Origin of the sequence: Levilactobacillus suantsaii, assembly GCF_014069315.1 — a bacterium.
Lineage (GTDB): Bacteria > Bacillota > Bacilli > Lactobacillales > Lactobacillaceae > Levilactobacillus > Levilactobacillus suantsaii.
This window is the reverse complement of record NZ_CP059603.1, coordinates 308,967-332,549: the sequence shown is the minus strand read 5'-3', so window position 1 is coordinate 332,549 and position 23,583 is coordinate 308,967. Positions and strand designations below refer to the sequence as shown.

The window sequence follows — 23,583 nt, the reverse complement described above, 5'->3', positions numbered from 1 at the left end:
TGAACGTAATGACAGCGACAAAGACTGATTGGAGGAGCAATTATGGGAAAGTATGTACTTGGGGTGGACCTCGGCACTAGCGCCGTCAAGGTCTCCGCACTGGACCACAGTGGTCAAATCGTCGCCCAAGAAAGCTTCGGTTACGACCTGATTCAGAAGCGCCCCGGCTATAACGAACAGAACCCCGAAGACTGGGTCTCCGGGACGACCGTGGCCATCGTCCGGTTGATTTTAACGGATCACCTGGCCGCCGAAGACATCGAAGGGGTCAGTTTCTCGGGCCAAATGCACGGGCTGGTCTTACTGGATGAGGACAAGAAGATCTTGCGCCCGGCGATTCTCTGGAACGATACCCGGACCACGCCGCAACGCCAAGAAATCATGGACAAAATGGGTGACGAATTTATCGACATCACCCGCAACCAACCGTTGGAAGGGTTCACCCTGACCAAGCTCTTGTGGGTTAAGGAAAATGAACCCGACATCTGGAAAAAGGCGAAGTACTTCGTCTTACCCAAGGATTACGTCCGTTACCGGATGACCGGCAACCTTGCGATGGATTACTCCGATGCGACCGGGACGGTGCTGTTGGACGTGGCCAAGGGCCAGTGGAGTCAACGCATCTGTGACGTCTTTGACATTCCGATGAGCATGTGCCCACCGTTGATTAAGTCAATCGACTTTGCGGGGACGGTCACGCCGGCCTACGCCGAATTTTCCGGTTTGACCACGGCCACCAAAGTCTTTGGCGGTGCTGCCGACAACGCGGCCGGTGCCGTAGGGGCGGGCATTTTACAGCCCAACATGGTCATGTCTAGTATCGGCACGTCGGGCGTGGTCTTGAAGTATGAAGACAATGCTGACGTCAACTACCACGGGGTCCTGCAGTTCGAAGACCACGCCATTCCGGATAAGTTCTATTCGATGGGCGTGACCTTGGCTGCGGGGTACTCGCTGAGCTGGTTCAAGAAGACTTTCGCGCCGGCGGAGGACTTCAACGACGTGGTTGCCAGCGCCGAAAAATCGACGGTCGGGGCCAACGGCTTGCTCTATACCCCGTATATCGTGGGTGAACGGGCACCGTACGCCGATGCGAATATCCGCGGGAGCTTTACCGGGATCGACGGGATCCATCAGCGCCATGACTTTGTGCGGGCGGTACTGGAAGGCATCATCTTCTCGTTTCGGGACCTCTTTGACATTTATGAGGAAAACGGGGGCGACTTCGACACGGTGGTTTCCATCGGTGGTGGGGCCAAAAGCCCGTTGTGGCTCCAGATTCAAGCCGATATCTTTAACCGAAAGGTCGTCAGTCTGAAGAATGAACAGGGCCCCGGCATGGGAGCGGCCATGATGGCGGCCACTGGCCTGGGATGGTTCGATTCTCTGCAGGACTGTGCGAAGACCTTTGTGCACTTCGGTAAGGAGTACCGGCCGATTCCGGAAAACGTCAAGAAGTACAAGAAACTCCACGATATTTACAAGCAAGTCTACGGTCAGACTAAGCAGATTAGTGCGGAGTTGCTGGACTTCCGACGTGAAAATATGAAATAAGCATTGTTTTGAAAATAGGTTGGCAAATCGGTGGAGAAATTTGGGCCGTTTTGACGATTTATAAGCCAGGCACAACTGGTTAAATTAGCGTCCACGATTGATTGCTCATCAATTGCGGACGTTGATTTTTTCCAACTGTTTGCCCGTATTGGTGGTAAATATCTTAAGTTTATCTTGTTTTGAGTAATTCGAATTTAATTGGATAATCCTGATAATCACGAGTAGTGAACGATTATTCATAATTAATTTTAGAAAACTCTTTCAAAGAAGTGAAGGGTGTGGTATATTATCTCTAAGGTTGGTCGCGTGAGCCAACCAACACTAAATGCGACAGTCACCAACTTACATTTGACTGGGAAATCACGGGCACAACTTACTAAGGAGCTAAAACTATGCGACAGGTTTCGACAGGGTTTGTCTACTTCTTTGGCGCACTTGGCGGCCTCCTCTTCGGATATGATACCGGAGTTATTTCTGGGGCCATTTTGTTTATTCAACGGCAAATGAATTTGGGGTCTTGGCAACAAGGTTGGGTCGTTAGTGCGGTCCTGCTGGGAGCCATTTTAGGGGCTGCTATCATTGGCCCATCATCTGATCGTTATGGACGACGTAAGCTACTACTGTTTTCTGCGATTATTTTCTTTGTTGGGGCGATTGGCTCAGCCTTTTCGCCAGAATTTTGGACGCTGATTATTTCTCGAATCATCTTGGGGATGGCCGTTGGGGCCGCCTCAGCGTTGATTCCAACGTACTTAGCTGAATTGGCTCCTGCCAGCAAGCGGGGGACTGTATCAAGTTTATTTCAACTGATGGTGATGACCGGGATCTTTCTGGCCTATGTCATCAATTACACGTTCTCGGGTATGTATACCGGCTGGCGCTGGATGTTAGGATTGGCCGCGGTACCCGCGGCGTTGTTGTTCTTGGGCGGGCTGGTTCTGCCTGAAAGTCCACGGTACTTGGTAAAAACGGGTCGGGGCGAACAGGCACGAGACGTGTTGGATACCATGAACCAACACGATACGGCGGCCGTGAACCAGGAGCTAGAACAGATTCATGAACAGGCCAAGATTAAGAGTGGCGGTTGGTCCGAACTCTTTGGGCCGATGGTGCGACCATCCTTGATTATTGGCTTGGGATTGGCCATTTTCCAACAAGTCATGGGGTGTAATACGGTGCTGTACTACGCGCCGACTATTTTTACCGATGTGGGGTTTGGGGTCTCCGCGGCGCTGATTGCTCATATCGGAATTGGAATCTTTAACGTGATCGTCACGGCGGTGGCCGTGGCCATCATGGATAAGATCGACCGGAAAAAGATGCTGAATATTGGTGCGATTGGTATGGGAATTTCCTTGTTCATTATGAGTTTCGCGATGAAATTCTCTGGGGATTCCTTTGCTGCCGCCGTTATTTGTGTGATTGCCCTGACTATCTACATTGCGTTCTTCTCCGCGACTTGGGGACCTGTGATGTGGGTTATGATTGGGGAAGTCTTCCCGCTGAATATTCGGGGGTTAGGGAATTCCTTTGCTAGTGTAATCAATTGGTCGGCAAACATGGTCGTTTCTTTGACCTTCCCCTCGCTATTGGACTTCTTCGGAACTGGAAGTCTGTTTATTGGTTACGGTGTTTTGTGCTTCTTGTCCATCTGGTTCGTCCACAAAATGGTCTTCGAAACCCGGAATCGTTCTCTGGAAGAGATCGAAGCCACTTTACGGCGGAAGCACGATGCCAAGACTGCTCATGTCACCACGCAAAATTAAGTTAAAATTATTGATTGACGAGGATTCTTGTGGGGATTTTCAGTCAGAACCCCAATAACTTTCTTGGTGCTCAGGCGGTACTTATAGGCATGCCGAGTTATCATGAGTATAAATATGAAAATGGCGTCCCCAGTGCGGGGACGCCATTTTTGCGTAGAGCGTTAAATGAAGTGGTTAGTCGTCGCCCCAGGCGAGATCGACAGCCGTTTCCCGGTTGCGGCGCGTCCAGCGCTTGGCCAGTTCGAGCACCAGCGTGGGGATGAGCATCGCGGGGATGACCAGGGCCCAAGCGCTCAGTGGCAAGTTAACTAGGCCAAAGAGGTGTTGGAGTCCGGGAACCGTAGCCACCACGAGGACCACGCCCACGGCTAGCAGCATCGCCCAATTCAGGACCGGGTTGCGTTTGAGACTGGCCAGCGACAGCGGTTGGCGGTCCTTGATGGCGTAGATGTCGACCATCGACCCGACGGCCAGCACCAGGAAGACCATGGTCGTGCCGATGGTGGCTTGCCCGTTGCTGAGGCCGAAACGACCAATCGCGTAGATGCCGAGCGTCAAGACGGTAAACGTGGCCGCCCGTAAGGCTAACCGACCACCCAAACCGCGGGCGAAGAGGCTTTCGTCGTTTTCCACCGGTGGCTGGGCCATAGCGGCTTTCTCGCCAGGTTCACGGCTAATGTAGAAGCCAGGAATCCCGTCGGCGAGCACGTTGATCAACAGGAGCTGTTCCGCCAGCAGCGGGGCGCCCCAGCCCATCAAGACGGCACCGACCATCAGGAAGATTTGGGCGAAGTTGACCCCGACCAAGAACTCGACGGCCTTCAAAATGTTTTGGTAGACCGTCCGGCCTTCACGGACCGCCGCGATAATCGTGGCAAAGTTGTCGTCAGTCAAAATCATGTCCGCGGCGCCCTTGGAAACCTCGGTCCCGGTAATCCCCATGGCAATCCCGACGTCGGCGGCCTTTAGGGCCGGGGCGTCGTTGACCCCATCACCGGTCATGGCCACGGTCTTGCCGGCCGCCTGCCAAGCCTGGACGATGCGAATCTTGTCACTCGGGGAGACCGGAGCGTAGACCGCGATGTCGTGAATCTGGTCGGCTAAGTCGGTGTCACTCATGGTCTGGAGTTCCGTTCCCGAGAGGACTCGTTGGCCGGGCGTCAGGATGCCGATTTCTTCGGCGATGGCCGCGGCGGTCACCATGTGGTCTCCGGTGATCATCACCGGCTTGATGCCGGCCCGTTTGGCCTCTTGGATGGCGGGGATGACTTCCGGCCGCGGTGGGTCGATGATGCCGACCAGTCCGGCAAAGGTCAGATCCTGCGTCAGTTCTGCCCAGTCAACACTGGTGGTTTGCGGCATCAGCTTGTAGCCGACCGACAGGACCCGTAAGGCTTGCTGGCCGAACTCATCGTGGACTTGCGTGGCCGCGGCCCGTTGAGCGGGCGTCCAGTTAATCGGCAGGCGGTCAAAGGCCCCTTTAACGATGACCAGTTGTTGCCCGTCGGCTAGGTGGTGGACCGTGGCCATGGTATTCTTAGTGGAGTCGAAGGGGTCTTCGGCTACCCGCGGCGCCAGGCGCTCAAACTTGGCCCGGCTGCGGTCGTGGCTGGCTAGCCAGCGCACGATGGCCAATTCCGTAGGGTCACCGTGGGTCTCTTCTTGGCCGGCCACCGTCTTGATTTCGGCGTTGGTCGCTAGCCCCAGGTAGCGCATCAGGTCTTTACCCGCCGGTGTCAGGTCATCGGCGGCAAAACTGGTTTTGGACTTGGGCGTCCAGTAGCGGGTGATGGTCATCTTGTTTTGTGTCAACGTCCCGGTCTTGTCCGAGGCGATAACGTCGACGCCGCCGATGGTTTCGACCGCGTTGACCCGGCGCATGATAGCGTTACGGTGAGCCATCCGCTTGACCCCGTGGGCCAGACTGATGGTTACGATAATTGGCAGAGTTTCGGGCACGGCCGCCACGGCCAGGGAGATCCCGATCATTAGGCTGTCGGCGATGCCTTGATTTTGCATCCAGATACTCAGGGCAAAGATCACCAGGCCGCCTAAAACGGCGAAACTGGTCAGCCAACCGGACAGGCGGTTCAAGCGGCCTTGTAAGGGCGTCGCGCGTTTCTTAGTCTTATTCAACAGGCCCGCGATTTGGCCGAGTTCCGTGGCCATTCCGGTAGTCACGATTTGCACGATGGCGGTTCCGGCGGTCACGGCCGTGCCGGAGTAGACGTGTTGCTCGTCGACGATAGCGGTTAGGGTGGTCAGGGAGTGTTTGGCGACGGGGACGCTTTCCCCGGTTAGAACGGCTTCGTCGACGGTCAAGTTCGTGCTTTCGAGCACCACCCCGTCGGCGGGAATCTGGTCACCGGCCTTCAGCAATACCAGGTCACCCGGGACCACGTCTTTAGCCGCGATACTTTGGGCCACGCCGTCCCGGCGAACCGTGGTGGTTGGTAGGCTCATGGACTGTAGCGCTGCTAGGGCTTTTTCGGCCGAGGCTTTCTGGTAGAGACCAATGGCCACGTTGATCACCAGGATGGCCCCAATCACGATGGACTTGGTCCAGCCACCACCTTGGAATAGGGCCATGTAGCTGGCCAGTCCGACCGCAAACAGCAGGACCAGCGAGGACACGTCGTTTAAATGGTGGGCAATTTGCCGCCATAAAGCGGGCTTCTTCGCCGCCACCAGTTCGTTTGTCCCGGCGGTTTGCCGGCTGGCTTGGACTTCTTGTGCGGTCAAGCCGTGTTCAGTTGTCAGGTTAAAGTGCGTCATCTCTTTTCTCGTCATGATTAGGATCCTCCGTTACTCTATAAAAAGATTAGATTGTTTATTAACATAGTCTTATTATGACGAAAAGTTTAGTGTAAACTATGCGGGATTTGTGAAGATTTTTAGGAGATGGAAAAAGTTGAAATTAGTGTTTTTCTTTGGCTTCTCGTTCTAGCCGTAGCAGAGCTTTTTTGGGGACTGGTAACTCAGGGTCAACATAAGGATTATTAGTATGAATGGGCCCGTGAATTTGGCGGTAGTGGAGTGGTGTGGTGCCAGTTAATTTACGAAACTGTAGAAAAAATTGTTTTTCATTTTTGAAGTAGGCGAAGTTCGAAATTTGTTTCACGGAAAGAGTTGTTCGCAAAAGGAGTTCGCAGGCAACTTTTATTTTTTGCTGGTTAATATATTCGATTAATGTTTGTCCTTGATTTTGCTTGAAAAAACGCGAGAGATACTGCGGAGTGAGACCGAAGTTATGGGCAATGTCGGTAACGGTTAGACGGACAGACATGTGAGATCGAACCCAACTTTTAATGTGCATCATGCGAGTGTAATAGATATTGGATGTATGTTGCGTTCGAATTCCCTGGAGAAATTGACTACTGATTTTTAAAAGTAAGTAGGTCATCAAATAGTTGCTTTCTTCAAAGTAAAAGGTGTCATGGGTATGACTATCTAAGAGTTGATAAACCAGGACGGAAATTTCCTGGGTGTCCAGTAATTTAAACTTATCGGGAAGAATGAAGTAGTCGGATAAGCCATTCTGGGCAATTTCGCTGAGCTGAGTGTCAGAATAGCGTTTGGTTAGGAAAGTGTGTCTGTCGTTAGCTGCAAAATGCAACCAAAAGAAAATCACACTATCACTTTTTTGATAGCCCTGGACTTCAGATGGGTAGGGAACTAATAAGACTTCGTCCGGAAGCACAGTATACTTTTGATGATTGATTTGAAGATAGACCGCTCCCTTAAGGCAAATAATGAGTTCGTAATCGCTGAAGCGTTTTTTCTCGTGGGCCCACGAAGAAGAACTGATGAATTTACCGCCAATCGTAAAAATAACAGGTTTTTGGTGTGACGAATTGTCAAATCAAGTGTAACTTTTTACCGAAGAAAACTTCAGATGGTGTCTTCCAGCCTAAGACCTTACGGGGGCGATTATTTAAATTCCTGACAAACTTCGCGATATCTTGATCGGTCAGTTCATCAAGGTCAGTTCCTTTGGGAAAATACTCTCGGATGAGACCATTGGTATTTTCGTTGGTCCCACGTTGTTGTGGTGCGTGCGGGTCTGGAAAATAGACTGAGATACCAAGCTCTTTACCGACTTCACGATAACCCGCAAACTCTGTACCTCGGTCTGGTGTAAGCGTACGAACGCGTTTAGGTGTGACTGTATGCAGGAGGTCGATCATCGCTTGGGTCACATTCTTGGCATTCACTTTGGGTACACGCTCAGACAGAAGGTATCGTGACTTACGGTCGACCAGTGACACTAAACCCGAACGCCCGACCTTGTCGCGAACGGTATCGCCTTCCCAATGGCCAAAACGAGTCCGATTCTCACATGAGACTGGTCGTTCATGGACTGATGGGACATTATTAAAACGGCCACGTCGTTCGTTGACAGTTCCTTTAACCTTACGAGTTTTCCCACGATGTCGTAACTTTCGAGCGAATCCTCGAGCCCCATGACTTTTACGTTTAACGCCTAAATTATTTCGTTCAATTCCGCGATAAATCGTGTTGTAGCTGATATGCCAATTACTGGTCTCTAAAGATAAACGACCGGCGATTTGCTCGGGTGACCATTGTCGTTGAAGAATGCAGTGAAGGACAAAGTCGCGTAGCTTTAAATTCTCCAGTACCCTGAGGCGGCGACTCTTTAATCGGCGCTGTTGATAGTTCTGCTGGGCTTTTACGGCGGAATAGGCGCCCCGACCGCCGTTGCGTTTAATTTCTCGTGACACAGTGGCTTTGGAACAACCGATTTGATTGGCAATAACCTGGTAAGTATGGTGTAAAGTTACACCTAACAGTATGCATTCGCGGTCTTTTAAGGTAAGATGTGTATATGGACTCATAGCCTAAGAACTCCTTTAGATGATTGTTATGGTGACTTCATTCTACAGGACTCAGGCTAGGAGTCTATTTTTATTTTCTTACTTGTTGCACTTCAATTGTAAATTCGTCGAGTACATCTGCGATGCCTCTTTTCTGGGTAAGATAAAAAAGGTTATTAATTGACCGTTTATGGACATTATAATCATTTGTGAAAGGGGTTACAATTCAATTGATAGTTAATTATCACAGCTTCAGAAATAAAAGGTCGCTAGCGAAATGGCGTTAACATCAGGTTTTTACACATTTATATAAGTAAATTCTTATTAGACAAATAAGGTGATACATTTGGAGATAAAAAATACGGAAATAACGGGCCAATCGGTAACTTTCCAGGTTAAGACGGATGCGCAAAATCAGGTGGTTGGGCTTCTCAACCGCCAGGATCAATACCACATGAATTGGGTAAAAGCCCACGAAATTTGGGGAAAGGTGCACACAACAGTGGACCTCAACGTAACTGTTAGCCGTCAATTGACTGACGAAAGTTTGACAGAAACCTATGTTTTTACGAATTCAACTAAAGATGGACACTCTCGACACGGATGTGGGCATCGATGTCCCGTTACCGGATTACTACACTAAAGCCAGTGTTGGCTTAACGCAATGTAGCAATACTCATATCTGGTGCGGGGAAACCTGCAGTTACCTCATGGCATTACGTCAAGGAGGCCAAGCCCCGCACTTAGGACTGCTTCTGCAACAAGGGAGTTTGAAAGGCTACAGCATTCAACGTAGTTATGACTTTTCGGGTCGGGAAGAAGAAGTTAGCAATACCCGTGGTGTGATTAGACTGCACCCCGAAAACTTTAAATTACAACCAGGAGAATCCTATACGCTAAGTTGGAAACTCTTCTGGTTTAACGGAAAAAAACAGTTCAAGGAGGTTTTGCAACGAACACCAGATTACATCGATGTGACAGCCGATGATTTTGTAGTGACGGGCAACCAACCACTAACGTTCAGAATTCACGTGGGTGGGGGAACGACGTCAACGGTAGGACCACAAGTTTGGTGGCAACATCATTTGGTCGCCACTGATTGGGACCAAGCAACGGCTACGGCCGTGGTAACTCTCCCGGCGGGGGTTAATGGTGAAAATCTCGTGGTCATTGATTGGCACGAGCAGCATACCCATGCACTGTTCTTCCGGACGTTACCGTTAGTTGAACTGGCCAGTCGGCGGGTACATTTCATTGCTGAAAAACAACAATGTTTGAATCCCGAAAGCGTACTTAACGGTGCTTACTTGATTTACGACAATGATGAGCACCAACAGTATTACATCCACGTGAATGATCATAATGGCGGCCGTGAACGGGTCGGCATGGGGGTTTTGATGGCGTATTATCTCCGGCATATCCCCGATAAAAAATTATATAAAAGTTTGTTGGCCTATATTAACTACGTCACGACTAATTTAGTTGATGTTGAGACGGGCACAGTCTATAACGATGCGCCGCGAAATAATGATGACCCCCGGTTGTACAACTATCCATGGGTCGCACAATTATTTCTGGAAATGTTCCAATTGGAAAATGACCAAAAGTATCTGGAGTGGTGCTACCGCGTGATGATGCACTTCTACCAGATTGGGGGAGTTGAGTTTTATGCTATTGGCATTCCAATGGCAGAATCGATGCGGCTTTTTCGCCAAGCAGGGCGCAAAGAGCAAGCTGATCAGCTACTCGACTGTTATCGACAAAACGTTGATTACATTGTAAAAAATGGCGTTAACTATCCAGAATCAGAAGTGTCCTATGAGCAAGCAATTGTTGGCCCGGCGGCGTTGTACGTTGTCGATATGTATCACTTGACGGGGGAAGAAAAGTACCTAGCGGCCGCTAAGGTTCAGTTACAATCGTTGGCCCAGTTTGAAGGGTTGCAACCCGATTATCACTTGAACGAAGTAGCTTTGCGCCATTGGGATGGCTATTGGTTTGGTAAGAATCGGATGTTAGGCGACACGTTCCCGCATTATTGGACCGCGTTATCCGGATTGGCATTTGCTCACGCTCAACAAGTGGTTGAGGCCAGTTATGAGCCTTTAGCGCACAAGTCTTTACGAGCCCCGTTGTCACTCTTTGGGGAAGATGGGAGTGCCTCGTGTGCCATGATCTACCCACTAAAAGTAAACGGTCAAGCCGCTCATCAACTCGATCCCTGGGCAAACGATCAGGATTGGGGCCTGTACTTTGCCTTGAAATATTGTGAATTTAAATAAAGCGATAGGAGGTCAGAAACATGACGGATCAGAAAGTGCTCCACGATGGTTGGGACGAGTACCGTTCCAAGCGTATCTATCGAGCAAAAAAGAAAATTGGATTTTGGCGGTCGATTGGCTTTGGTGTTTTTTCATCGTATAGTCAAGCGATGCAAGGTATGGTTGTGACGTGGCTGCTGTTCTTCTACACGACATTTTGTGGGTTGAGTGCGGTCGAAGGGGCTTCAATCTTTGCGATTGGCCGGGTCGTCGATGCCTTCACCACTTTACTTGCCGGAAATATTTCAGATAAATTCTATAAATTAAAGTTCGGTCGACGATTTGGTCGGCGGCACTTCTTCCTCTTGTTGGCAGCCCCAGCGGCGTTAATTGCTATTATTCAATGGGTTCCCAACATGAATTATATCTACTATCTAGCAACGTACTTGATCACGAATATGATGCTGTCATTCTTGGAAATTCCGTACGATACGCTGTCGAACGAAATGACCAAAGATTACAACGAACGGACCAAGTTGTCCACGTCCCGGATGGTCTTCGCCGGTGCGTTTGCGCCCCTTATTCAGTGGGTGATTGCACAGATGTTCAAGATGTGGCCTAAAACCAGTCCAGTCCCATACATGACTGCGCAAGCCATCTTCTCCGTTGGCGCTTTCGTCTTGATTTTAGTCACTTACTTTAGTACTTGGGAACACTTTGTGACCAAGGAAGAAGCAGCGGTCGAAGAATCACACAGCAATGGTCAAAAGCGGAGCGTCTGGGTTCTTTTGAAGTCAGCGGTTAAAAGCTATGTCTCAACGTTCAAAATTAAAGCTTACCGGATTCACCTGTTGATTTTTGGGGCTTCTTATCTGGCCGCTTCTGTTTGGGGCACGGTCTTTGCCTATTACATTGTTGATGTCATTGGCTTATCTTCCGCTACGGCGGCTTACCTGAGTATGTTTAGTTTAGTCTCAATTCCAATCACGATTATTGCCGGTTGGGCAATTACCAAAATTACGCCTCGAGCCCTTTACATGTACGCTTACGTGCCGATTATTGGCGCGTGTGCTGCGACGGCCTTTGTTGCCTTTAACCGGCCAGCGCACATTATCGTTTGGTTGAGTGTGATTTGCTTCTTCTACAATATTGGGCAATACATTCTCTGGTTTATTCCATGGAACGTCTTTCCGTTTATTCCCGATATTGATACGGTTGTGACTGGTGAAAATCGGTCAGGGGTCTTTGCTTCTGTCATGATGTTCATCATGCAGACGTCCATTGCTTTGGGAACGATTGTCGTTGGATTGATGCTGGATGCTTCTGGTTTTGTGAAGTCAAGCTCTGGGTCGGTCGGCGAACCTGAAAGTGCCAAGTTAATGATTGTTGGCATTATCAGTATCGTTGTCGGACTCTTGATTGTGATTGCGTTGATCGGGGCCATGAAGTTTAAGGTCACTCGGAAGACGTCCAAGGTGGTTAATGCCGAAATTAAGCGGTTACGTGATGGCGGTAAGATGGCTGACGTTGATCCACAGACGGAAGCTACGCTGAATGACTTAACTGAGATTAATTATCACGATATCAAGGTTTGGCAAAATAATTAAATATTAGTTGTCTGACTATAGAAACGGACTGCCACATTCTCGCTTTGACGAGTGTGACAGTCCGTTTTGAATTACTAGACCAATAATTCAGGTCTTTAAAATTTCGGTTGTTGCTGATTCTTCTCACTGACCGCCGGGATATCGATGGGGCGGCGGTCCAGGTCGGTCCGCACCACGAAGACGTCAATCGAAGCCGTCCGACTAACGTAGGCCGTGACCGAGCCTTCGACCATCCGGGCCACGGCGCTGAGGCCGGTGGCACCCATCATGATGAGGTCGTTATGGTGGTCCTTGACGAACTCGTGGGCGATAACGGTCTTGGGGTTACCGAAGCGCACGTGCGGTGAAATCGCGTGAAAGCCGGTGGCCGCCGCGGTGGTGTCGACTAGTGACTGTAAATACGCCGTGGCGTCTTGGGCCAACTCGTGGATGACGCTCCCTGGCATGGATTCCCGTGAGGATAAGCCGTGGGTGATGCGCAACACGTTGAGCAAGTCGATGTGGGCGTTGTCGTTACGTTGGGCCACCAGCACCGCCTTTTTCAACGCCAGTTCGGCTTGCACGGACCCGTCGACCGGGACCAGAATGTTTTGGTAATTTGCTGACATGACAGCCTCCGCTTAGACCCGACCGCGCAACGTGATCGTTGCGGTGTCGAGCACGTGACCGTTGATCTGGTGCAACAAGTCGTTCAACCAGAAGCCGTCTTCCAGGTCCAACTTAGTGTCCAGCGCGTAGACCGTCAGACTGTAGTCGTGGTCCTTGTCCGGTGGCACCGGGCCGGTGTAGTTTTGGTAAATGGCCGGGTCGGTGTTGCCGATTAATGAGCCGGCGTTACTGTTGCGACCGTGAACGTGAGGAATCGCGTTGGTCCGGGACACGTCGGCCGTGATCTCCCGGGTGGTACCAGGGAAGTTGGCAGCGACCCAGTGAATCCACGGGAAGCCGGAGACCGGGACAGCGTCGAAGTCGATGAGGTTCAACGCCAAGGTCTGGGTCTTCTTGGGGAGTTTACTCAGACTAATGGGAAATGACTTAACGGGGTTGTGCCCGTTCATGTCCTCCTTGGTGGCATGCTTACTATAGTCGTCGGCCAGGTAGCCGTTGTCAGTTGGTACAAAAATACGCATGAAATCCCTCCTAAAATGAGTCCTAAACTGCTTTCATTATACCGCAGGATCCCAGGAACCTCGACTAAGAACATTATGCAAATCAATGTATAAAAATCCATATATAAAAATAAATCCGTATAATTTATTAAAATAGGCTTGATTCTTGATTAAAAGAGCGTAAGCTAGGGTTAATCATTTTTTAATTGAAAGGACTTGATGTGCCATGACCCCAGCGCAAAAAATTGAAATTCTGCAACAATTGATTCAGATTCCGTCCGTTAACGCCCACGAAGCAGAAGTGGCGGATTACCTGGCCAGTCTCTTTGCCCCGTACCCGCAGGCCAAGGTCGAACGTTTGACCTATGCACCTGGCCGGGACAATCTGGTGGTGACCATCGGCGACCCCACTGGTCCGCTGCTGGGGTTAGCCGGGCACATGGACGTGGTGGCGCCGGGCGATGAAACCGCCTGGCACCACGCGCCGTTTGGCGGTGAAATTGTGGGGGACCAGCTCTTTGGCCGGGGAGCTTCGGACATGAAGAGTGGCTTAGCCGCCATCACCATCGCCATGCTCGAAGCCTTAGAACAGCACCAACCACTGGCCGGGGGCGTGCGTTTGTTGGCTACGGTGGGTGAAGAGACCGGTGAATATGGTGCCGCGCAACTGACCGATGCCGGATACGCTGATCACCTCGCAGGGCTGGTCATTGCCGAACCCAGTGGGCTGGACCAGGTAGTCTACACCGCGCGGGGCGTTATCGACTACAAGGTGGTCTCCACCGGCAAGGGCGTCCACAGCGCCAGTCCGGAGCTCGGTGTCAACGCGATTACCAATCTCATGAAGTTTTACAACGCTGTGGGGCCCATGATGGCCCAACATACCCAGGTTGACCCGGTCTTGGGCGGGTTGTTGCACAACGTTGATTTGATTTCCGGCGGTGAGCAGGTCAATTCTATTCCGGCCCACGCCGAATTGATGGCTAACATGCGGACGATTCCGGCGTATCCCAACCAAATGTTATATGATGAACTCGAAGGACTAGTGGCCAAGCTCAACCAGGAACCGGGCGTCGACCTTGAGCTGACCTACAGTTTTCCCGAGGAGGCCATCCCCGGTGATCCGCAGGCCCCGCTGGTCCAATTGGCCAAGCAGATCAGTGACCAGGTCTGCGGCCACGACACGCAAATCGTGGGCTCCGGGGGCGCTAACGACGGCGCGGAATTCTTGCGGGGCAAGGGCGACTTCACCAGCATCGAAATTGGCCCGGGTAGCAACACCTCCCACCAACCGGACGAGTACATCAGTTTGGCCGCGTACTTGCAGGCCATCGACTTCTACGAAGCGTTCGTCCCAGCGTTTTTCCAGTCGACCGTTGTGACGCACTAACCAGTCCTAAATCGATAACAAAAACAGGCTGACCAGGAAGATGAATTCCCGGTCAGCCTGTTTTTGTTGCGCGCACCCCTAGTACTGGGGTGCACACTCAAATCAGCGAACAAATTGTAAATTATAATTGCCTTGCCCATCGGACGTGATGGTGTAGGTCGAGTAGCCGGCCTGTAACCACTGACTCTTGGACGCCTGGGCCCAGTTTTGGGCGTCGGCGACCGACGAGAAGGTGTGGGGCGTGTCGAACGAACTGGCATTTTGGCTCTGTTGGGCCTTTTGCGTCGAGTTGGCGCTCGACTTTGCCGCATTGCTCGAACTCGACGAGCGTTTGACCTCGGCCTGGTTCAGGAGCTTTTGTTCCCGACTTTGGACCGCGCTGTTATCTTCGTTGTTGATGCTCTCCTGGAGCTTCTGCTTCTGAGTCAAGGTCAACGTGCCGTTTGATAGGTAGCGTTTGTACTTGGTCTCAAATTGGTCGTAGGCCGACTGTTGCGAGGTCGAGGACGATTTGGCCGCTAAGGACGCGTCGGCACTCGAAGCCGTTGCGGTCCGCGACGATGAGGACTGGTGTGTGTTGATGGCCAGGACTAACAACACCGCGATGGCCAGCGTGAGCAAAGTCATCAACCAGGGCCACCAGCGCCGTTGTTGGCGGTGCCGCCGCGGCGGCTGGTGGACGTCGTTAAAATTATACCGTTGTACGCGTGATTTTGGTTCTTGGTTGTTCAACTGAAAAACCTCCATGTCCAGTAAACGGTGGTTCCGTTAACGTCCGGGTAACGCGATGAGTAACAACACGGTGGGGCAGACCCCCACCCAATAAAGCTAAGTGGACGTTAAGGGACACAACGCCGCCCGACGAAAAATTCCCCCGGGAGGCGACCGTTTATTTGCTGTAAATCCAAAAACGAGTTTGCCGTTACCCACGACAAACTACCACACCTTTCATCTTAACGCAAAATCTTAATTGTTAGAAACTAAAACCTCTAAATTTTGAGGATTACGTCACCAGATGTGCGAAAGTGGGTGGGGTATTGTAAAATGGATGTATTGAAATGGCAAATTCTATAATTAATCCGAACAGAAATTAAAAAGCCCAAAGCAATCACTTACAATGGTAGTAGCTAATTCCAACCAATATAGGGAGTGATTACTTTGAGTACATCTACTTTATCACGTTTTCAACGTGGCGCACTAGCACAACTGGTCAATGAGGGGAATAAATCTTACCAAGTAATGGCTGACGCCTTAGGCGTCGCCAAAGCTACGATTAGCTATGAGTTGGACCGGGTTAAACCTTATGATCCAGAATTAGCTCAGCAAGATGCAGATCGCAAAAGGCGGAATTGCGGTCGTCGTTCGATGCTGACGGCAGCATTAGCGACTTTAATTACCAATCACTTACGATTAACCTGGTCACCAGAAACCATTGCGGCCGCTTATAACTTGAGCACTGCGTCAATTTATAATTGGCTTAATCGTGGCTGGCTCCCCTTCAAATTGACTGATCTACCCAATCGGAATGTCCGCCAGCACCGAGTGAGCGAAAATCGTGGGAAATTTACAAGTGGGACTTCCATCGAACAACGGCCAACAACTGTTGATCAACGGTTAGCTTTTGGTCATTGGGAAGTAGATACGGTGCTTTCTAGTCGAAGTGAGTCACGGATCATGTCTGGTTACATTCGTAGAACGTAAGACCCGACTTCTATGGGCCATCAAAGCCCCTAATAGAACGGCTAAGGCTCTAAACACCGCCTTTGGCAAGTTTATGGGGGCCTTCGGTCCCCAAGTAAAATCCATTACTGTTGATCATGGTAAAGAGTTTGCCAATTATCAGGCCTTAGAACAGGATTATCAGATCAAAGTTTATTTTTGCCATCCATATTCACCATGGGAGCGAGGTTCCAATGAATATTTTAATAGACGGTTACGCTGGTTCTTCCCGAAAAAGACCAATTTTAGCCAAGTAACGACTGATGAGATCCTAGCAGCACTTGAACTAATTAATCAACGACCATTAAAAATACATCATCAACAGACTGCCATTGAAAGATTCCGGGCTTGTTCGGATTAAACTTGTAATTTGCCAAATTAAAAAAGGTGGTTATGAAACATGCATAATGAGATTCCGGCCTTACCGTTAAACAACGGCAATACGATTCCCCAATTGGGGCTCGGGGTGTTTCGCGTCGACAATGCAGCCGACACGAAAAACGCCGTGAAATGGGCACTTGAAGCGGGTTACCGCCACATCGACACGGCCGCTTACTACGGCAACGAGCAGTGGGTGGGCGCCGCCATTCGCGAAAGCAACGTGCCCCGCGACGAGATCTTTGTGACCTCCAAACTCTGGAACAGCGTGCGCGGGTACGACCAGACCAAGCAGGCCTTCCAAACGACTTTGGATAAGTTGGGGCTGGACTACCTCGACATGTATCTGATCCACTGGCCAGCGCCCGGTTACGAAGAGAGCTGGCGGGCCTTAGAAGACCTGTACCAGGCAGGTAAGATCAAGAATATCGGTGTCTCGAACTTCCAGCAGCACCATTTGGAACACCTGATGGAAAAGGCCACGGTCAAGCCGGTGGTCGACCAGGTCGAAACGCACCCATACTTCCAACAAACGGACCTCCACGCTTATTTGGAGAGCCAAGGTATCCTGCACGAAGCTTGGAGTCCGCTGGGTGGTGGCCAGAATAACGCCATCAACGATGCGGTGATCAACGAGATTGCGGCGGCCCACGGCGTTAGTGCGGCCCAGGTCATCTTGCGCTGGCACGTCCAACGTGAAGAAGTGGTCATCCCGAAGTCCACGCACCAGGACCGCATCGAACAGAACCGGGACATCTTTGCCTTTGGCTTAGATGAAGACGAGATGCACCAGATTGAAGACCTCGACACCGGCCACCGCGTTGGCGCCGACCCCGACGACGAGGAATGGTTGAAGCAGTCGCAGACCTACGACGGTCCGAAAAAATAAGTTCCCATTGAAATTTACCGGGGACTCAAAGCAGGAAGCAAGCCCCACTGAAAGGAGCATGCTTCCTGTTTTAGGTTTTCGCCGGTATCGCCCAATGACTAGCGGTAGAGCGGAATGTGTTTTTCTTTGGCTTCGGCCAGCAACTTGTCACCAATGATGTTGGTGGCGGTGATAGGGACCTTGGCGAAGGGACTGAACCAGCGGGGCTTGTCCGGATTGGGCACGTCCTGGTTCTCGCGCAAGTTTGGGACCCAGGCCTTTAAGTCGGCGTAGTGGTAGTCCAACTGGTGCGCGTAGTAGATGATCGCACGGTAGGTGACGTTTTTAAAGTAGAAGTAGTACGCCCCGCCGGCGGCCACGAAATACCACAAGATGGTCCATTCGAGACCGATTTTGCTGGGATCTAGAAAGCCCCAGTAGATGGCCGCCAAGACGAAGAGCACGAACAAAATCACCGCGGCGATGGCCCAACGCAGTTTGTGCGTCAAGAAAATCATCTCAATTCTAATAAAGTTGTGCTTAGTTTACGGGGATACCCGTTCAAATTCAAGTGATTTGGCTAAATTTCGGGGAGATTCCTCGAATTCTAGGTTCAGTCGTGTATAATAACACAGTATTGTCCCGGCTGGGGAGCAGATTCCCCATACCGACTTGTTGTAAGCTACGGAGAAATGAGAGGTAGACAACTTGAAGTTAAGCTTTGAAACGATTCAACCGACCGATTTTGACCAAGTTGACCAACTAGTGGCGGATGCGTTCGCCCCGGTCCCGCAGAGTCAGGGCCAAGAGGTCGGCTTCTTACACCAGTTACGGACCACGTTTGATTACCAACCCACCTTTGAAATGGTGGCCAAGCCCTCAATCGACCAGGTCGTGGGCCACGGCATCCTGACGCCGGTCACGGTGCGCGGGACCCAACACACCACCACCATCTTGGCTCTGTCTGGCCCCGTTGGCTGTGAAACCAACTTGGCAAGGCAATGGTGTGGGGAGTCAACTCTTAAGTGAGTTAGAAGTACGTGCTCGCTTAGCCGGCTATCCGGCCGTGAGTGTCGTGGGTGACCCCAACTACTACGGGCAGCGCGGGTACGTGATGGCCGAAGAATTTTCGATTCATAATCCCCGCTTAGTGCCGATGGGCAATCACCTCATCAAACCCTTGAACGCCGGGGCATTGGCTCACGTGGGCGGTATGTTGGAATATCCAGCCCCCTTTGCTAAAATCTAAAATGACTGGTTGACGTGGTTTTCTCATCGTGCTATCATTCTAGTCAATCAAATATTGAACGCTAACTTCCATTACAAGTAGCGAGTCATCTGGGTGTCAGAAAGTCGGTGGGTGCTGCGAACCGATCAGGGTGATGTCGACGAAATACGGTGGAACGTCCTGATTCGTCAGGCGGAAAGACTAGAGCCGTTACCATCTAGAGAGTGGACTAACTGGCCCCCTAAGGCGGGACTGGCTAGTCAAGCTGGGTGGTACCACGGTAGTCGATCAATCGTCCCTGTTGCAAGGAAACTTGCGGCAGGGGCGATTTTTTTAATGAGAGAAATTGAGGAGTGTGAGTGATATGAAGCAAGCAAAACAATGGCAACCCGTTCGGTTGGGGGAAGCCTTAGCCGTGTTAGTCATCATGTTGGCGATTATGGGGGTCGGGGTCATCAAGTTTGGTCTCTCCCCGCAAACACCGGTGATGTTAGTCATCGCGCTGGTCATCTTGTGGGCCAAGGTCCGCGGGGCCGACTGGGAAAAGATTCACGGCGGCATCATTGACGGCATCAAGACCGGCATCATCCCCATCGTCATCTTCATCTTGATTGGGGCCTTGATCAGTGTCTGGATCCAAGCCGGCATCATCCCATCGATGATGGTCTTCGGGTTTCACCTGATTTCAGCCAAGTGGTTCGTGCCGTCGGTCTTTCTGGTCTGTGCCATCATCGGTTCGTCTATCGGGAGTTCCTTCACCATCATTTCGACGGTCGGTATCGCCTTGTTCGGAATGGGCGCGACCATGGGGATGAACCCCGCCTTAGTCGCTGGGGCCATCATCTCCGGGTCGATTTTCGGCGACAAAACTTCGCCATTGTCCGACTCGACCAACCTGGCGTCGGCCGTGGCCGAAGCCGACCTGTTCAGCCACATTAAAAACCTGATGTGGTCGACGATTCCGGCCTTTCTGGTGTCGCTAGTGCTCTACGCCATCATCGGTAGTGGGGCGGCCAGTGACGCCGGGCTGGGCAAGATTCAAACCACGCTCAACACCTTACAGACCCACTACACCATTACCTGGTGGGCGGTCGTGCCGTTGATCATCATGGTTATCTGCGCCGTCAAAAAGGTGCCGGCGATTGCGACCTTGTTCTTAAACATCGGGTTTGCCATCGTGATGATCTTCATCGAACGGCCCCAGACTTCCTTGGCCAGTTTAGCCACGACCATTGAATCCGGCTTCGTGTCGAAGACCGGGAATACCAGCGTCGACGACTTGCTGTCACGGGGGGGCATCAGTTCCATGATGGGGACGGTCTCCTTGATTATCCTCACGCTATCGCTCGGGGGCCTTTTGATGAAGTTTGGTCTGATTCAAACGGCCATGATGCCGCTGGTCAAGCGCTTGACCGGGTCGGGCTCACTGGTCACCGCGGCCATCTTTGCCGGTATTGGCGTCAACGTCTTCGTCGGTGAACAGTACCTGTCCGTCATCTTACCCGGTAAGGCCTTCAAACCGGCCTTCAACCAACGCGGCTTGGCCAACTTGGCCTTGAGCCGGGTATTAGAAGACGGCGGGACCGTCATCAACTACCTGGTCCCATGGGGCGTTGCCGCGGCCTTTGCCGCTAACACTCTGGGTGTCTCCACCTTAGCCTACCTGCCATTTTGTTTCTTCAGCCTGTTGTCACCGGTCTTCTCGATCATCAGTGGCTTTACGGGCTGGGGCTTGAAACGCCAGGCACCAACCAACGGGACCGCCACCGATGCCACGCAAGCCGTGACCCCCGAAGCCAGCGGGCGGTAACATGCGCCTAATTAGGATTAATTTAAGATTAAAATTAAATTAGCCATTGACAAGATAAAATGATAATGCTTTAATGCAACTAATCACTTAACCGGAAAGGAACGATGACAATGCTGAGATTAACCTTACCAACCACTGCGTATTATCTGGGCTTAGTTTACTTTAGATAGCGTCCGTATCGGGTTCTAGATGCGGGCGGCACACACGTCCGTGTCTAAGGTTAGCGAAGTCAGTCATTGTCTTGGCCAGCTAGACACGCGAGTCTAGCGAGGCTAAGTTCCACATTTCTCTCTCACGGTCCTTCCTGCGTGATGAGACGATCAGGCCAGCTAGATGCAAAATCTAGCTGGCCTTTTTCTTTTACCCGGGAGTCGATAAAGGAGGAAATCTATGATGTCCAAACGGTCATTATCCTGGAGTTTATACCTGAATTACTTGGTCCACGGCATCGGGTTGATCATCCTGACCCAAAACATGCAGGCGTTGAGTCAACAATGGCACTCGCCTTTGGCCACGGTGTCCTACGTCTTTTCGGGCGTGGGTATCGGCCGCATCCTGGCCTACTTTCTCTTCGGCCGACTTTCCGACAAGTTCGGCCGCAAAGTGTTCGTTAACGTTGGCATGGTCAGTTACCTCATCTTTTTCCTGGGGATGGCGGTGGTCACTAATTTACAAGTGGCCTATGGATTAGCCATCCTGGCGGGGGTCGCCAACTCGGCGTTAGATTCCGGGACCTACGCGACGTTCATCGAGATGGGGGGGCGCCAGGGAGCGGCCAACATCTTGGTCAAGGCCTTCGTGTCGGTGGGGGAGTTTCTTTTACCCCTGTTAGTTGCCGGCATCGAAGCCACCAACGCCTGGTACGGCTGGTCGTTTCTGCTCGCCAGTGTGATTCTGGTCGGCAATCTCATCTGCTTGAACCGGCAGACCTTCCCGCCACGTAACCGAGTCGATACCACTACGGCGACGACCGCGCAACGGTTGCCGAAACGCCGGCGGGTGCTCGCATCAGTGGGGTTAGCCGGGTACGGGTACACCTCGATGGCCTTGATGATTCTTTACACCCAATGGATCAGCCTGTTCGTGACTCGGACTTATGGCTTTGGCGGTGTGTTGGCCCACTTGTTGTTATCGCTGTACAGCATCGGGTCGATCACCGGGGTGTTGGTGGTCTTCGTCCTGTTACGCGCCGGGGTGGCCGAACGTAAACTCTTACTGGCAATGACCAGCGGGTCGTTCATCGCTTTGGCCGCCATCTGTTACGTGGGTATCCCAGCGGTGGCTATCGTGGCCGCGTTTGCCTTTGGTTTTCTGGCCGCCGGTGGGGCGATGCAATTAGGGTTGAATCTGTTCTTGCGGCTCTACCCGCGGATTAAGGGCACCATTACCGGACTCTTCTTCACCTTCAGTAGTGTCGCGACCTTCACGGTACCGCTGTTCACCGGTTGGCTGTCGACCATCAGCGTGGCCGCGGCCATGCGTTCCGATTTGGTGGTCGCTTTGGCCGGGGTCCTGTGCGTGAGTCTCACCGCCTGGGCGTTACGACCTAGCGACCCGTTGACCCGCGACCGGCGAGCCATCAATCAGATTGATAAAAAGGTGGTCCGTTTACTCAATCGGCGGTTTGCGACCGTCACTGATATCAGCGACGTTAAGCGCACGCAACACTTGCCGGTGCTGGACCAAAGCCGTGAGGAGCGGGTCTTAGACCAAGTGGCCCACCGCAGTACGGACACCACGCACACCCCATATTTACAAACTATTTACCAAACCATCATGCAACAGTCGCGGGCCTACCAACAGGCCCGCCGCACGGATGCCACCACCGTTTCTCGTCAAACGCGACCGGTCCCTACGGCACCCACTAAGGAGGATGAACATGCTTAATTTTGTCACTGCAGGAGAATCACACGGGCCCCAACTGACCGGCATCTTGACCGGATTACCAGCGGGGCTGACCTTGGACCTCGACGCCGTGAACGCCGGCTTAGCCGCACGCCAGGGGGGCTTTGGTCGCGGCAACCGCCAACAGATCGAACACGACCAGGTCACCGTGGTCGGCGGTCTGCGTCACGGGGTCACGCTGGGCTCGCCGTTAGCTTTGACCATCCAAAACCGCGACCACGCCCACTGGTCCAAAATCATGGATCCGACTAGTCCGGCCACGGCCGAAAATACCTTGCGCCAGGTCACCCGGCCGCGGCCCGGCCACGCCGATCTGGTTGGGGGCATGAAATACGGTCACCGCGATCTGCGCAACGTCTTGGAACGTTCATCGACGCGGGAGACCGCCATGCGGGTGGCAATTGGGCAGATTTGCGAACAGTTTCTGGCCCAACTGGACATTCACGTCTTGGGGTACGTTCAACAGATTGGGGCCGTCACCGTTGACCCCCACGCGGAACTGCCGCTGCGCGAGTTGGCCCAGCGGGTGACCCAAAACGATTTGCGCTTGGCGGCTGATGACCGGGTCGCCGAACTCCACGACCTGATCACCGCGACCCGCAAGGCGGGGGACACCTTAGGCGGCGTGATTCGGGTGGTCGCTGAAAACGTACCGGCTGGCCTGGGGAGCTACACCGGTTGGGACACCAAGCTCGATGGCCAACTGGCCGCGGCCGTGATGGGGGTCAATGCCATGAAGGGCGTCGAAATCGGCGACGGTTTCACGGCGGCCGGCCACTACGGCAGTCAGGTGATGGATGAGATCGATTGGCACCAAGGTCAAGGCTGGTCGCGGTTGAGCAACCACTTAGGCGGCTTCGAGGGCGGGATGAGCAACGGCATGCCCATCGTTATCAAGGCCGCGATGAAGCCGATTCCCACCCTGTACAAGCCGCTACAAAGCGTTGACATCCAGACCAAGGTGGTCAAAAAGGCCAACGTCGAACGTTCTGACACCACGGCCATCGTACCAGCGTCGTTAGTGGTCGAAAGCGTGGTTGCCATCGAACTGGCCAAGGCCTTGACCGCGACGTTTGACGGCAGTAACCTGACGCGTTTGCAACGCCAAGTGGCAGCTTACCGGACCGAACTGGCCGACTACTAAGGGTGGTGA

At 52.1% G+C, this 23,583-nt stretch carries 18 protein-coding genes and 1 pseudogene; 12 read left to right on the top strand and 7 right to left on the bottom strand.

All coding sequences use genetic code 11. The features are described 5' to 3' along the window. Positions 1-42: 42 nt before the first annotated feature. Both xylB and H3M12_RS01570 read left to right on the top strand, forming a co-directional pair. A complete protein-coding gene (gene xylB / locus H3M12_RS01575) occupies positions 43-1,554 on the top strand; it encodes a xylulokinase (RefSeq protein WP_129032920.1) in 1,512 nt (503 codons plus the stop codon). Positions 1,555-1,946: 392 nt separating this feature from the next. Further along, complete coding sequence (locus H3M12_RS01570; RefSeq protein ID WP_129032919.1) at positions 1,947-3,320, top strand: sugar porter family MFS transporter; 1,374 nt, start codon at positions 1,947-1,949, stop codon at positions 3,318-3,320. Between the two features lie 174 nt (positions 3,321-3,494). Here the strand turns inward: H3M12_RS01570 and H3M12_RS01565 are convergent, their stop codons facing one another. From H3M12_RS01565 to H3M12_RS01555, 3 genes are all read right to left on the bottom strand, one after another. Then, a complete protein-coding gene (locus H3M12_RS01565; RefSeq protein WP_182150821.1) occupies positions 3,495-6,110 on the bottom strand; it encodes a cation-translocating P-type ATPase in 2,616 nt (871 codons plus the stop codon). 127 nt (positions 6,111-6,237) lie between these two features. After that, entirely contained in the window at positions 6,238-7,071 is an 834-nt protein-coding gene (locus tag H3M12_RS01560) for a helix-turn-helix transcriptional regulator (protein WP_233449231.1), read from the bottom strand. Positions 7,072-7,177: 106 nt separating this feature from the next. Then, entirely contained in the window at positions 7,178-8,176 is a 999-nt protein-coding gene (locus H3M12_RS01555; protein ID WP_182150819.1) for an IS30 family transposase, read from the bottom strand. Positions 8,177-8,715: 539 nt separating this feature from the next. Between H3M12_RS01555 and H3M12_RS01550 the strand changes: the two genes are divergently transcribed. Then, positions 8,716-10,437: a hypothetical protein gene (locus tag H3M12_RS01550; RefSeq protein ID WP_182150818.1), complete on the top strand. Its 1,722-nt coding sequence runs from the start codon at positions 8,716-8,718 to the stop codon at positions 10,435-10,437. A gap of 20 nt (positions 10,438-10,457) precedes the next feature. Further along, positions 10,458-12,023, top strand: a complete 1,566-nt coding sequence (locus tag H3M12_RS01545; RefSeq protein ID WP_129032915.1) for an MFS transporter — start codon at positions 10,458-10,460, stop codon at positions 12,021-12,023. Between the two features lie 95 nt (positions 12,024-12,118). Here the strand turns inward: H3M12_RS01545 and H3M12_RS01540 are convergent, their stop codons facing one another. After that, positions 12,119-12,631 carry a universal stress protein gene (locus tag H3M12_RS01540; RefSeq protein ID WP_129032914.1) on the bottom strand — a complete coding sequence of 171 codons (513 nt, stop codon included), beginning with the start codon at positions 12,629-12,631 and terminating at the stop codon, positions 12,119-12,121. 12 nt (positions 12,632-12,643) lie between these two features. Beyond that, positions 12,644-13,153 (bottom strand): YbhB/YbcL family Raf kinase inhibitor-like protein, encoded by a 510-nt coding sequence (locus H3M12_RS01535; RefSeq protein WP_129032913.1) that lies wholly within the window; start codon positions 13,151-13,153, stop codon positions 12,644-12,646. 205 nt (positions 13,154-13,358) lie between these two features. Here H3M12_RS01535 and H3M12_RS01530 point away from each other — a divergent pair, with 205 nt between their 5' ends. After that, on the top strand, positions 13,359-14,522 hold the full coding sequence (locus tag H3M12_RS01530; protein ID WP_129032912.1) for an ArgE/DapE family deacylase: 1,164 nt from the start codon (positions 13,359-13,361) through the stop codon (positions 14,520-14,522). Between the two features lie 102 nt (positions 14,523-14,624). Here H3M12_RS01530 and H3M12_RS01525 read toward each other — a convergent pair whose 3' ends face one another. Further along, the gene (locus tag H3M12_RS01525) at positions 14,625-15,254 is read right to left on the bottom strand and encodes a hypothetical protein (RefSeq protein ID WP_129032911.1); all 630 of its coding nucleotides are present in this window, start codon (positions 15,252-15,254) and stop codon (positions 14,625-14,627) included. Between the two features lie 426 nt (positions 15,255-15,680). Here H3M12_RS01525 and H3M12_RS01520 point away from each other — a divergent pair. Then, a pseudogene (locus H3M12_RS01520) lies at positions 15,681-16,602 on the top strand (IS30-like element ISLsa1 family transposase). 39 nt (positions 16,603-16,641) lie between these two features. Further along, the gene (locus H3M12_RS01515) at positions 16,642-17,508 is read left to right on the top strand and encodes an aldo/keto reductase (RefSeq protein ID WP_129033407.1); all 867 of its coding nucleotides are present in this window, start codon (positions 16,642-16,644) and stop codon (positions 17,506-17,508) included. A 98-nt stretch (positions 17,509-17,606) separates the two neighbouring features. Here H3M12_RS01515 and H3M12_RS01510 read toward each other — a convergent pair whose 3' ends face one another. Next, complete coding sequence (locus H3M12_RS01510) at positions 17,607-18,005, bottom strand: hypothetical protein (RefSeq protein WP_233449203.1); 399 nt, start codon at positions 18,003-18,005, stop codon at positions 17,607-17,609. A 190-nt stretch (positions 18,006-18,195) separates the two neighbouring features. On the opposite strand from H3M12_RS01510, the gene H3M12_RS12810 reads away from it, so the two are divergent. From H3M12_RS12810 to aroC, 5 genes are all read left to right on the top strand, one after another. Next, entirely contained in the window at positions 18,196-18,516 is a 321-nt protein-coding gene (locus tag H3M12_RS12810) for a hypothetical protein (RefSeq protein ID WP_233449202.1), read from the top strand. Continuing rightward, the gene (locus H3M12_RS12805) at positions 18,494-18,736 is read left to right on the top strand and encodes a hypothetical protein (protein WP_233449201.1); all 243 of its coding nucleotides are present in this window, start codon (positions 18,494-18,496) and stop codon (positions 18,734-18,736) included. The genes H3M12_RS12810 and H3M12_RS12805 overlap by 23 nt, the downstream gene beginning before the upstream one ends. Before the next feature lie 343 nt (positions 18,737-19,079). Beyond that, positions 19,080-20,525, top strand: coding sequence for a Na+/H+ antiporter NhaC (gene nhaC, locus H3M12_RS01500; RefSeq protein ID WP_129033410.1), 1,446 nt, complete (start codon positions 19,080-19,082; stop codon positions 20,523-20,525). Positions 20,526-20,918: 393 nt separating this feature from the next. Then, complete coding sequence (locus tag H3M12_RS01495) at positions 20,919-22,412, top strand: MFS transporter (protein ID WP_182150817.1); 1,494 nt, start codon at positions 20,919-20,921, stop codon at positions 22,410-22,412. Next, the gene (aroC, locus tag H3M12_RS01490) at positions 22,405-23,574 is read left to right on the top strand and encodes a chorismate synthase (RefSeq protein WP_129033058.1); all 1,170 of its coding nucleotides are present in this window, start codon (positions 22,405-22,407) and stop codon (positions 23,572-23,574) included. Before H3M12_RS01495 ends, aroC begins: the two co-directional genes overlap by 8 nt. Positions 23,575-23,583: the final 9 nt, after the last annotated feature.